The sequence below is a fragment of the Prescottella sp. GW823-FHT02E09 genome, assembly GCF_058797375.1.
Genome location: NZ_JBXAJP010000001.1, coordinates 612,794 through 624,090, shown reverse-complemented (window position 1 = coordinate 624,090; position 11,297 = coordinate 612,794). Strand labels below are relative to the sequence as shown.

Here is an 11,297-nt window from a genome sequence, read left to right as displayed (position 1 = left end):
GGGCGATCAGCGGTGACCGCGCCTACGTCACCAACTGGGGCAGCAATACGGTGTCGGTGATCGACACCACGCAGACCCTGCCCGTCGTCACCGCGATCGTCCCGGTCGGCGCGAATCCGTCCGGGGTGGCCCTCAGCGGTGACCGCGCCTACGTCACCAACTGGGGCGGCGACACGGTGTCGGTGATCGACACCACCCAGACCTCGCCCGTCGTGACCGGTGCACCAATCCCGGTCGGCTCAGCTCCGTCCGGGGTGGCGATCAGCGGTGACCGCGCCTACGTCACCAACTGGGGCAGCAATACGGTGTCGGTGATCGACACCACGCAGACCCCGCCCGTCGTCATTGGTGCACCCATGCGGGTCGGCGAGGCTCCGCGTGGGGTGGCGATCAGTCCGGACGGTGACCGCGCCTACGTCACCAACTGGGGCAGCAATTCGGTGTCGGTGATCGCGATCGAGCAGGCACCCACCCTCTCGGGCACCGCGCCCACCGGGACCGTCGACCGGCCGTACAGCCACGCCTTCACCGTCACCGGACAACCCGCCCCGACCGTGACCGTCACCGGCATCCTGCCCACCGGACTGACCATTTCGCCCAGCGGGGTGCTGTCCGGGACCCCCACCGCCGCCGGCCGGTTCGAGTTCACCCTCACCGCGTCGAACGGCATCGGCGCTGACGCCGTTCTGCCAGTCATTCTCGACATCACCGATACCACCCCGCCCGCGACCGGATCGTTCGGATCGCTCGGCAGTGCCGGTTCTTCGAGTTGGACATCCTGACCCGCCGACACCATCACCGCTCACGAACTGTGGCGCGTATGTCGCCACGACTGAACGCGACACCGTCGCGCGGCGGGAAACGATGATGCCCAGCCTCGAACCAGACGGGTACACTCGGGCATTCACGCGCCCCGCACTCCGAGTGGGGCGCGTTGTTTTGCATAGATACACACGCGCGTACTCAACGGTGAGTGCGGCAGGCAGATGAGCAGGTGAACACGGTGCCTACCGGCAAGGTGAAGTGGTACGACGTCGAGAAGGGTTTCGGCTTCCTGTCCCAGGAGGAGGGGGAGGACGTCTACGTCCGCGCGGGAGCGCTGCCCGACGGCGTCGAGGGCCTCAAGGCCGGCCAGCGCGTCGAGTTCGACATGGCCGCCGGCCGCCGCGGCCCGCAGGCGTTGAAGGTCCAGCTGCTCGAACCGGCCCCGACGCTGCGTCAGGGCGGTGGCGCGCGCAAGGAAGCCGTGGCCCGCAAGCATTCGCCCGACGAACTGCACGGCATGGTCGAGGACATGATCACGCTGCTCGAGGCCAAGATCCAGCCGGACCTGCGCCGGGGCAAGTACCCGGACCGCAAGACCGCGCAGCGGATCTCCGAGGTGGTGCGCGCCGTCGCGCGCGAGCTCGACAGCTGAGGTCCGGTCACCGCGGTACGCGGTCGCTGACAGACGAAAACGGGAGCCTTCCGATGGATCATCGGAAGGCTCCCGTTTCGGGTTCCTGGGGTCAGGAGGCGGCCGGGGCGACCGCCCCGCCACCGGGCAGCGGCATGGTCTGCAGCGCCCACACCGGCGCCAACCCGCCCTGCGCGGGCAGCTGGATGATGGCGCTGATCAGCTGCTCACCGGGATTTCCGGGCACCGTCACCGCCCACGCCTCGCCGGGGGTGTAGTCGCGGTAGCCCTCGAAGATCTCCCCGGTCTTCGGGTTGCCGATCTGGACGTTCAGGCGCCAGTCGGAGTCCGCGACCTCCTTCGGCAGCGACAGCTGCAGCGGGTAGCCCTCGGGCACGTGGAGTTCGACGATCTCGAGCCCCTCGCATTCGAGCATCTGGTTGCAGAAGCCCGGCGTGGCCGAGACGGACTCCTGCTTCGCGTAGGCGGTGATGGTCGGCAGCTTCTCCTCCGACTGACCGACGAGGTAGGCGACGACCCCCGCAAGACCGGCCGCCGCGACCACCACTAGGGCCGCGATCAGCGCGACAATCTTCTTCGTCCGGTCCTGCATCATGGAATCCGTTTCTCGTTCGGTGGATCAGTCGGCACGAGGGCTGTGGCCGACGGTGGTCTCCTGGTTCACGTGCTCCGGTCGCTTGCCGCCCAGTCCCGGGAGCAGCGACGCGCCGCGGTACGTGAGGACGGTCTGCACCAGCCCGATCGTAAGCACCACGGACACGACCGTGAAACCGATCCACAGTTCCGTGGGCAGCAGCACGCCCATCGCGCCGCCGATGACCCAGCTGAGCTGCAGCACGGTCTCGGACCGGCCGAAACCGGAGGCGATGGACTCCTCGGGCAGGTCTTGCTGCAGCGACGCGTCCAGCGACACCTTCGCCAGGGCGCTGGCCGCCGACGCCACGAGCGCCGCGAGCGCCGCGGTGAGCAGGTTCCCGGTGACCGCCGCGATGATCGCCACGACCGTCACCGCGATCGTGCACCGCAGCACCATCACCGCGGGCCGTCCCAGCTCCAGTCGGGCGCCGGCGGCATTGCCGGCGAAGTTGCCGATGCCGGCGGCCGCGCCGACCAGGCCCAGCATCGCGGCCTGCATCAGCGCCGCATGTTCGGTGCTGGCCTTCGCGACGAACGCGATGTACAGCGTCAGGAACCCGGTGAGCACCCGGATGGTGCCGTTGCCCCACAGCCCGGTGACCACCGCGCGGCCCAGCGGTTGGCGTCGCTTGTCCGGTTTGACACCCGCCATCGCGGACACGTCGATCATCTCGGTGGGGGAGTCGTCGCCGTGGAAGGTCAGCGTGGCCGGCACCTCGCCCTCGGTGACCTCCACCCACGCCGGGATCCGCATGCTCAGGTACGCGCCGAGCGCGGTGATGAGCGCGGCCAGCCACAGCGGCGCCGCCGTGGACCCGGTGACCAGGGCCAGCGCGCCGGCCAGCGCGCCCGCGCCGATGGTGCCGCCGAGCAGGCCGAACACCGTCAGCCGCGAATTGACCCGCACCAGATCGATCTCCGGTGGCAGCACGCGTGGAGTCACGGCGCTCTTGAGGACCGAGAACGATTTACTGAGCACCATCATGCCCAGCGCGCACGGGTAGAGCGCCCAGCTGTCGAAGTTGAAGACGAGGGTCAACGCGAGCACCGTCCGCAGTGCGAACGACGACGCCAGCGCGATCCGTCGGCCCCGCTGCAGGCGGTCGAGCGCCGGGCCGATCAGCGGGGCGATCACCGCGAACGGCGCGATCGTGATCAACAGGTACAGCGCGACCTTGGTCTTGTCCTCGCCGGTGGCGGCGGAGAAGAACAGCGTGTTGGCCAGCGCCACGGCGATCGCGGCGTCCGTCGCGAAGTTCGCCATCACCGCGTAGGTCAGCGCGGTGAGCCCGGACTTGTCGGCGCCGTCCGCGGTCGCGGCCCGCCGGAACGTCGCGATGGACTTGTTGGTCAGCTCGCGACTGCGCATCGCGGCGACCCGGGTGACCGTCAGCTTCCGCGGCATCGGTTTCGGCTTCGGCGCCCCGGCGTCGGCGTCGTCCTCGAACGCTTCCGCGTCCGGCTTGGAGAACCTCTTGGTGGACTGCGGCTCCGAAGGTTGCTGCGGAGGTTGCTCCGGCCCGGTCCGGCCGGGCCCGTTCGGTCCCGGCGCGATGCGTTCGGTGGGCGCGGACCGGTCCACGGGATGCAGCGGGGGCAGCGGGGTGCGCCGGGCCGCGGCACGCTGCGCGGGCGGATAGTTGTCGTAGCCGGGGTGTCGCCGGGGCGCGGGGATACGCGGGTCCTGCCCACGCCGGTCGGCGTCGTGGGGTTCGCGAGGTCCGGTCACCCCCCAATTCTGTCCTAGTCCCCGGACATTGCACGACACGGGCGGTCTGTTCCAGCTAGTTCGGACGTGTCGGATGCGTCACGCGCCCGACACGTCCGGGCTCAGGCGACGAAACGGACCTCGAACATCCGCGGCCACAGCTTCCCGGTCACCAGGAAGCGGTCGGTGCCGGGAATCTGGGCGATGCCGTTGAGGACGTCGATGTCGTCGCTCTCGTCGGCGGGCAGGGCGTCGCGCAGGGCGGTGGCGTCGATCCGGCCGACCGCCACGCCGGTCGCGGGATCGATCTGCAGGATGGTGTCGGTCTGCCACACATTCGCGTACACGAAACCGTCGCTGCCGCATTCGAGTTCGTTGAGCCGATCGATCGACCGGCCGTCGAGGGTGACATCCAACGCGCCCGTCGGCGCGAACGTGGCGGGATCGCGGAAGGTCAGGGCGTCCGAGCCGTTGCTCATCACGAGCCGGTCCGGCTGCGCGCACAGCCCCCACCCCTCGCCGTCGTACCCGACCTGTCGCTGCTGGGTGAGGGTGTCCCGGTCGCGGGCGATCGCGACACCGTCCTTCCAGGTGAGCTGCCAGACGGTGTCGCCGACGACGGTGATGCCCTCCCCGAACATCGGCCGCATCAGATCGGCGCGCGCCCGTTCGGCGCCGGTGTCGAACTCGGTGGCCCGCACCCACGACTGCCCCACCCGTCCGGTGCTCTCGTACAGCGTGCCGTCGGAGATCTCCAGGCCCTGCGTGAACGCGTCAGCGTCGTGCGGCAGCTCGCGGACGATCTCCGCGCGCAGCGGCTGCGCGACGGGCGCGCCCTCCGGCGGGGTGCCGCCGTCGGTGGTCGTCGAGCAGCCGGCGAGCAGTGCGACGGCCAGGACGGACACTCCGACAACGACGGGATACGGGGTGCGACGCCGATTCACCGGACCAGCATGACAGCCCGCACGAGCACGGGTAGGACCTAGTGCGGCAAGATGGACATCGTGAGTGTTACGTCGTCTCCAGAGAGCGCCGTCGTGCGCCCCGTCCTCGCCGAAGCCGTCGAGCCTGCCCGAGCAGCACTGGTCGCACTCGGTGAGGGTGGTGTGGGGAAGCACCTGGGCGTGACCGGGGAAGACTTCTGCGCCGCCACCCACCGGTTCGAGGCCGAGCTGCCGGGTTACCGCGGCTGGCAGTGGGCCGTCGTGGTGGCCGCTGCCCCCGACTCCGATCATGTGACGATCAGCGAACTGGCGTTGCTGCCGGGACCCGACGCGCTCGTCGCCCCCGACTGGCTGCCGTGGGATCAGCGGGTCCGCCCCGGCGACCTGTCGCCCGGCGATCTGCTGGCGCCACCCGCCGGCGACGAACGTCTGGTGCCGGGGTACGTCGCGACCGGCGACCCCGAGGTGGACGACGTCGCGCTCGAGATCGGGCTGGGCCGCAAGCAGGTCATGAGCCGCGAGGGTCGGCTGGAGTGCGCCGAGCGGTGGCACGACGGCGACTTCGGCCCGGACTCGGACATGGCGAAGGCCGCGCCGTCCACGTGCGATCTGTGCGGTTTCTATCTGCCGCTGTCCGGTTCGCTGCACGCGGCGTTCGGCGTGTGCGGGAACGAGATGGCCGCCGACGGGCACGTCGTGCACGCCGCGCACGGCTGCGGTGCGCATTCCGACACCACCCTGCCGACCGGCGCCGGCACCCCGCGCTACGACGCCTACGACGACGCCGCCGTCGAGGTCGTCGAGATCGAGCGTCCCACCGCGCCCGAGGCCGGGGCCGAGGCGCCCACCGAGGCACCGGCCGACGAGCCCACCGATCCCGAGCCTCCGCTGGACCCGGCATCGACCAGCTGACGGATCCGTTCGGCACCGCGGCGCTGCGGGAGGGCACGCTCCTCGCGTGGCGGACCTCGCCGACGCGTCTGCGCGAGGACGCCGCGGCCGAGGCCGACCTCGTCCGCGCCGGCTACCGCGACCGGCTGCTGACCGAACTGGCGCAGAACGCGGCCGACGCCGCCGCCCGCGCCGGGATCCCCGGCACCCTGCGAGTCCGACTGGACGACGACGTCCTGCGGATCGCGAACACCGGCGCACCCCTCGACGTCCAGGGCGTGCACGCGCTCGCCGCGCTCCGCGCCTCCGGAAAGACCGAAAGCACGTCGGGGGTGGGACGATTCGGCGTCGGATTCACCGCGGTCCGGGCCGTGAGCGACGAGGTGGAACTGCGGTCCACCAGCGGCTCGCTGCTGTTCTCCGCCGCCCGCACCCGCGCCGCCGTCGCGGAGGAGGGGCTCGACCCGCCCGCGGCGGGTGTCCCGGCACTGCGCCTGGTGTGGGCCACCGACGAGCGACCGCCGGCCGGATTCGACACCGAGGTGGTGCTGCGGCTGCGCCCCGAGATCGACGCCGCCTCCCTGCTCGCCGGATTCGCCGCCGAGGCCGTCGACCTGCTGCTCGAACTCCCCGCACTCGACACGATCGAGGTCGGCGACACGGTGCTGCGCCGCACCGAACACGCACTCGACGGTGATCGCGCCGGGCTCACCGAGATCGCCGTCGGCGACCGCACGTGGTGGCAGTACCGGACCGAGGCCGCGCGGTGGCTGGTCCCGGTGGTCGACGGGCGGGTGCGTCCCGTGACCGCCGACGTGCTGCGCGCCCCCACCCGATCCGACGAGGAACTGTCGGTGCCGGCGCTGCTGATCGCCGACGTCGCGATGCAACCCGACCGCCGACGCGTCCTGCCCGGCGCGCCGCTGGCCGTGGTGGCCCGCGGCTACGCGCGGTTCGTGGCGGCGCTCCCGCGCGAGCAGCGCCCGGACCTGGTGCCGCAGCCCGGATTCGCGCGCAGCGAGGTGGACGCCACCCTGCGCGAGGAACTGCTGCGTGAGCTGCGCACCCAGCCGTGGGTGCCCGCGGCCCGCACCGAGGAGCGCCCCGACGCCGCCGACCTCGTGCCGACCCGCGCCACCGTGATCCCCGGACTGACCGGTGAACTGGCCGACGCGCTCGCCGACGTCGTGCCCGACCTGGTGGACCCGGAGCTGTCGGGGCCGCGGTACGCACCGGCCCTGTCGGCGGTGGACGTGCACCGCGTGGGCCTGGCCCGCATCGCCGAACTGCTGGGCGGCCATCACCGGGAACCGTCGTGGTGGCACACCGTCTACGATGCGCTCGAACCGCTGGTCGTGGACGCGTTGGCAGTGGAAGAGCTTGCCGCCGTTCCGGTTCCGCTCGCCGACGGCCGCACCGTCACCGGTCCGCGCACCACCGTGATGGGCGCCGACCTGGGGCATGCCGTGGACGCGGCGATCGCGGCCCTGGACTGGGTGCGGCTGGTGCATCCCGACGCCGCGCACCCGCTGCTGAGCCGACTGGGCGCGGAGCGGGCCACCGCCGGCGACCTGCTGTCTGATCCCGCACTGCGCGCCCGCATCGAGGACATCGACTACGACGACCCCAGCGCCGCAACCGAATTGGCGACCGCGGTGCTCTCGCTGGTCGGACTCGCGGCACCCGACGCGCGACCGGGCTGGCTGGGTGAGCTGCCGCTGCCCGACGCCGACGGCGAACTGGTGCCCGCCGACGAACTGCTGCTGCCGGGCGCCCCGCTCGCCGAGGTGCTCGACGAGGATTCGCCGTTCGGCACCGTCGACGCGGCCCTGGTCGAGCGGGTGGGCGAGGAACCGCTGCGCGCGCTCGGGGTCGGCTGGGGCTTCTCGGTGATGCGCGCCGAGTTGCCCACCGGACCCGAACACGACCTCGACGACGAGCCCCGCTGGTGGGACACCCTCGCCGACGACCCCGAGACGCTGGTCGCGGTGCGGGACCTGGACCTGGTCGATCCCGCGCGGTGGTCGCAGGCGCTGACCCTGCTCGCCGAGCACCCCGCCACCGCGGCGGCGCTCGCCGACCGCGACGGCTACACCGCGTGGTGGCTGCGCACGCACGCCGAGATCGACGGGCGGCGCCTCGGTCTGCTGCGCGCCCCCGACGACGACACGTTCGCCGGACTGCTCGACGTCCTCGACCACCCGGCCGCGCCCGCTCTGGCCGGGGCGCTGGCGCCCACCACGGTCGACGACACCGGGCTGGCCCGGATCCTGCTCGACCGTCTCGCCGACCCCGAGCGCACCCCCACCCCGGACGTCGTGACCCGCACCCACCGGTTGCTGGCCGCGGCCGCCGACCGCGGCGTGCTGGACCTCGACGAGCTGGGCCTGCCGGCCGGGGTGCGCAGTCTCGCCGGCACCGTCGCCGACCCGGACGTCGCGCTGGTGCTCGACCGCGGCCACCTCGGCGCCGTCGTGCCACCGGACCGCCTGGTGCTCGGTGCACTGGACACCGCCGCCGCCCTCGCGGACCTGCTGGACCTGCCGCTCGCGTCGGCCGCCGTCCACGCGCAGGTGCTCGGCGACGGCGAGACCAGCACGTGGGACCGCGAACCGGGGGCCGTGCTGGCGTGCACGGTGTTGGGGTTGCCGCTGCCGACCGGGTCCGTCGTCGTCCACGACGACCTCGTCGTGCGGCTCGATGGAGCGCTCGACGGTGACGTCGCCGTCGCGTGGTGGGTGGACGCGGACGGCCGGACCCACTGCCGTCGCCGTCCGTGAGGGGAGAGAGATGACGTTCGATCAGTCGGTGCTGGACTGGATGCTCGACATCCGCACCCCCGGCCTCACCGACGCCGTCACGGTCGTCACCAACAGCGGGGGAACGCTCGCGGCGTTCGTCATCTCCACCGTCGTGACGATCGCGCTGCTGGCGCGTCGGTACACCGCCGAGGCCGTCATGGTCGCCGGCGCGATGCTCTCCGGCTGGGCGGCGATGAGCCTGCTCAAACTTTTGTTCGGGCGCGAACGGCCGCCGCTGCCGGAGCGTCTCGTGATGCTCGAAAGCTATTCGTTCCCGTCCGGGCACGCGATGATGTCCGCGATCCTCGCCTGCGTGCTGGGCGCGGTGGTGGTGCGGATCGTCGCACCCGGCGTCGGACGGATCCTGCTGCTGGCGCTGCTCGCGTGCTACACCTTGGCGGTCGGGCTGTCCCGGGTGTACCTGGGCGCGCACTGGCTCACCGACGTGCTCGCCGGCTGGACGTTCGGTGTGGCGTGGGCCGCACTGTGGATCTGGGCGATCAGCCGTCGCAAGGCCCGTCTGACACGCACGAACGCCGTGTGAATTCCCTCACCGGGCGACGCGGGCCGCGGTGACGGCGTCCGCGACTCAGACGAGGCCGCGCTGCGCGCCCCGGCTGCCGCGCCGGGCGGCCCGCCGCTGAACGAGGTACAACGCGAATCCCAGGAGGCCCAGGGCGGTTCCGGCGTAACAGACCGGAAGCGCGGCGTGCCAGCGGTCGCCCGCCAGCAGCACGACGACCGTCGCCACCACCCAGGCGGCCGTGCCCACCACGAGCACCGGACGGGGGTCGGAGAGCCGGGTCAGCAGCGTGGGCGTGCTATGGATTTCGGTCACACGATTAAGTTACCCGCGCGTCGGTGCCCTAATCTGCCAGGTGCGAAACCCCACTTCCCGGCGATTGGACCGAAACACGACATGGCGGTTACCGACAAGACCACCGAGCCCACGCGGCCGTCGGCACCCTCGCGGTTGCTCGACACCTACTTCAAGATCACTGAGCGTGGCTCGACCATCAGCACCGAGGTCCGCGGCGGCCTGGTCACCTTCGTGGCCATGGCGTACATCGTCGTCCTCAACCCGCTGATCCTCGGTAGCTTCTCGGCCGAAGACGCCGCCGCCAAGACCGACGTCCTCGGCAACATCCTGCCGGTCAGCCAGGTCGCCGCCGTCACCGCGCTGGTCGCGGGTCTGATGAGCATCGCCTTCGGCATCATCGCGAACTATCCGTTCGGTATCGCCGCCGGTCTGGGCATCAACAGCCTGCTCGCCGTGTCGATCGCGCCGCAGGTCACGTGGCCCGAGGCGATGGGCCTGGTCGTCATCGACGGCATCATCATCGTCGCGCTGGCCGCGACCGGCTTCCGCACGGCGGTCTTCAACGCCATCCCGCGCGAGCTCAAGGCCGCGATCGCCGCCGGCATCGGCATGTTCATCGCGTTCATCGGACTGGTCGACGCCGGATTCGTCCGCCGCATCCCCGACGCCGCCGGCACCTCCGTCCCCGTCGGCCTCGGCATCAACGGCTCGATCGGCGCGTGGCCGACCGCCGTCTTCGTCTTCGGTGTCCTGCTCATGGGCATCCTCGTGGTCCGCAAGGTCCGCGGCGGCCTGCTGATCGGCATCGTCGTCACCACCGTGCTCGCCGCGATCATCGAGGCCGTTTTCGACGTCGGCGCGTCCAAGGGCGTCGACCCCAAGGGCTGGAACCTCAGCGTCCCCGTGCTGCCCGACGTCGTCGCGCAGCTGCCCGACCTGAGCCTGGTCGGTGACGTCAGCATCTTCGGCGCGTTCACCCGCATCGGTGTCCTCGCCGCCAGCCTCCTGGTCTTCACCCTGGTGCTCGCCAACTTCTTCGACGCGATGGGCACCATGACCGGCCTGGGCAAGGAAGCCGGGCTCACCGACAAGGACGACAACCTTCCGGGCGTCGGCAAGGCGCTCGTCGTCGAGGGCGCCGGCGCGATCGTCGGCGGCGGCGCGTCCGCGTCGTCCAACACGGTGTTCGTCGAGTCCGCGTCCGGCATCGCCGAAGGTGCCCGCACCGGTCTCGCCAACGTCGTCACCGGCGTGCTGTTCCTGGCCGCGATGTTCCTCACGCCGCTGTACTCGGTGGTCCCGATCGAGGCGGCCGCCCCGGCCCTCGTCGTGGTGGGCGCGTTGATGATCGGGCAAGTGCGCGACATCGACTTCGGTAAGTTCTCGATCGCGCTCCCGGCGTTCCTGACGATCGTCACGATGCCGTTCACGTACTCCATCGCCAACGGCATCGGCGTCGGCTTCATCTCCTACGTGGTCCTCGCGGCCGCCGGCGGCAACGCCAAGAAGGTGCACCCGCTGCTGTGGCTCGTCGCGGCACTGTTCGTCGCGTACTTCGCAGTCGGCCCGATCACTGACGCCGTTACGTGATTGGCGGGGCGCGAGTTCCCGTATTGTTTGGTTCTGTGACATCGGATACTCGCGCCCTGGCCAGCGACCTGTCCCTAGCGGTTGTGCGTCTCACGCGCCATCTGCGGGGACGGCGTGCGGAGGCCCAGGTCTCGCTGACGCAGCTGTCGGCGCTCGCCACCCTCGCCGCCGAGGGATCGATGACGCCGGGCGCGTTGGCCGCTCGTGAGAAGGTCCAGCCGCCGTCGATGACCCGCGTCATCGCCTCGCTCGCCGATCTCGGACTGGTCGATCGCACACCGCATCCCACCGACGGCCGTCAGATCATCGTCTCGCTCTCCGCCGCCGGCCACGCCCTCATCGAGGGGGAGACCCAGGCGCGCGAGGCCTGGATGACCGAGAAGCTGTCCGGTCTGGACGGCGAGCAGCTCGAAACCCTCCGCAACGCCGTCACGATCATCTCCGGCCTGGTCTCCGAGAACGACTGACGCGACCGATCCCGGCCCGAAGT

At 71.3% G+C, this 11,297-nt stretch carries 11 protein-coding genes; 7 read left to right on the top strand and 4 right to left on the bottom strand.

Going from position 1 to position 11,297, the window contains the following annotated elements:
• The coding region (locus tag AC1RIF_RS03005; protein WP_492599874.1) for a YncE family protein at positions 1–782 on the top strand (782 nt) is incomplete at its 5' end.
• Between the two features lie 221 nt (positions 783–1,003).
• The gene (locus tag AC1RIF_RS03000; protein ID WP_492600131.1) at positions 1,004–1,417 is read left to right on the top strand and encodes a cold-shock protein; all 414 of its coding nucleotides are present in this window, start codon (positions 1,004–1,006) and stop codon (positions 1,415–1,417) included.
• A 91-nt stretch (positions 1,418–1,508) separates the two neighbouring features.
• Here AC1RIF_RS03000 and AC1RIF_RS02995 read toward each other — a convergent pair whose 3' ends face one another.
• The 3 genes from AC1RIF_RS02995 to AC1RIF_RS02985 all read right to left on the bottom strand — a co-directional run bounded on the left by AC1RIF_RS02995 (position 1,509) and on the right by AC1RIF_RS02985 (position 4,705).
• A complete protein-coding gene (locus AC1RIF_RS02995; RefSeq protein WP_492599873.1) occupies positions 1,509–2,009 on the bottom strand; it encodes a DUF2771 family protein in 501 nt (166 codons plus the stop codon).
• Positions 2,010–2,036: 27 nt separating this feature from the next.
• Positions 2,037–3,782, bottom strand: coding sequence for an MFS transporter (locus AC1RIF_RS02990; RefSeq protein WP_492599872.1), 1,746 nt, complete (start codon positions 3,780–3,782; stop codon positions 2,037–2,039).
• Between the two features lie 101 nt (positions 3,783–3,883).
• A complete protein-coding gene (locus AC1RIF_RS02985; RefSeq protein ID WP_492599871.1) occupies positions 3,884–4,705 on the bottom strand; it encodes a glutaminyl-peptide cyclotransferase in 822 nt (273 codons plus the stop codon).
• A 51-nt stretch (positions 4,706–4,756) separates the two neighbouring features.
• Between AC1RIF_RS02985 and AC1RIF_RS02980 the strand changes: the two genes are divergently transcribed.
• The 3 genes from AC1RIF_RS02980 to AC1RIF_RS02970 are packed head-to-tail and all read left to right on the top strand — an operon-like array spanning position 4,757 to position 8,941.
• Positions 4,757–5,617 carry a DUF3027 domain-containing protein gene (locus AC1RIF_RS02980; protein WP_492599870.1) on the top strand — a complete coding sequence of 287 codons (861 nt, stop codon included), beginning with the start codon at positions 4,757–4,759 and terminating at the stop codon, positions 5,615–5,617.
• Positions 5,614–8,376 (top strand): sacsin N-terminal ATP-binding-like domain-containing protein, encoded by a 2,763-nt coding sequence (locus tag AC1RIF_RS02975; RefSeq protein WP_492600130.1) that lies wholly within the window; start codon positions 5,614–5,616, stop codon positions 8,374–8,376. The genes AC1RIF_RS02980 and AC1RIF_RS02975 overlap by 4 nt, the downstream gene beginning before the upstream one ends.
• 10 nt (positions 8,377–8,386) lie before the next feature.
• The gene (locus tag AC1RIF_RS02970) at positions 8,387–8,941 is read left to right on the top strand and encodes a phosphatase PAP2 family protein (protein WP_492599869.1); all 555 of its coding nucleotides are present in this window, start codon (positions 8,387–8,389) and stop codon (positions 8,939–8,941) included.
• Between the two features lie 45 nt (positions 8,942–8,986).
• On the opposite strand, the gene AC1RIF_RS02965 is transcribed toward AC1RIF_RS02970, so the two are convergent.
• Entirely contained in the window at positions 8,987–9,235 is a 249-nt protein-coding gene (locus tag AC1RIF_RS02965; protein ID WP_492599868.1) for a DUF2530 domain-containing protein, read from the bottom strand.
• Between the two features lie 81 nt (positions 9,236–9,316).
• Between AC1RIF_RS02965 and AC1RIF_RS02960 the strand changes: the two genes are divergently transcribed.
• Both AC1RIF_RS02960 and AC1RIF_RS02955 read left to right on the top strand, forming a co-directional pair.
• Positions 9,317–10,807: an NCS2 family permease gene (locus AC1RIF_RS02960; RefSeq protein ID WP_492599867.1), complete on the top strand. Its 1,491-nt coding sequence runs from the start codon at positions 9,317–9,319 to the stop codon at positions 10,805–10,807.
• A 35-nt stretch (positions 10,808–10,842) separates the two neighbouring features.
• The gene (locus AC1RIF_RS02955) at positions 10,843–11,274 is read left to right on the top strand and encodes an Rv0880 family HTH-type transcriptional regulator (protein WP_492599866.1); all 432 of its coding nucleotides are present in this window, start codon (positions 10,843–10,845) and stop codon (positions 11,272–11,274) included.
• The last annotated feature ends 23 nt before the right edge of the window (positions 11,275–11,297 follow it).

What these genes read in the sequence shown, in the direction of transcription:
- AC1RIF_RS02995 (WP_492599873.1), bottom strand. Translation starts at nt 2,009, where the DNA reads ATGCAGGACCGGACGAAGAAGATTGTCGCGCTGATCGCGGCCCTAGTG.
- AC1RIF_RS02980 (WP_492599870.1), top strand. Translation starts at nt 4,757, where the DNA reads ATGGACATCGTGAGTGTTACGTCGTCTCCAGAGAGCGCCGTCGTGCGC.
- AC1RIF_RS02970 (WP_492599869.1), top strand. Translation starts at nt 8,387, where the DNA reads ATGACGTTCGATCAGTCGGTGCTGGACTGGATGCTCGACATCCGCACC.
- AC1RIF_RS02960 (WP_492599867.1), top strand. Translation starts at nt 9,317, where the DNA reads ATGGCGGTTACCGACAAGACCACCGAGCCCACGCGGCCGTCGGCACCC.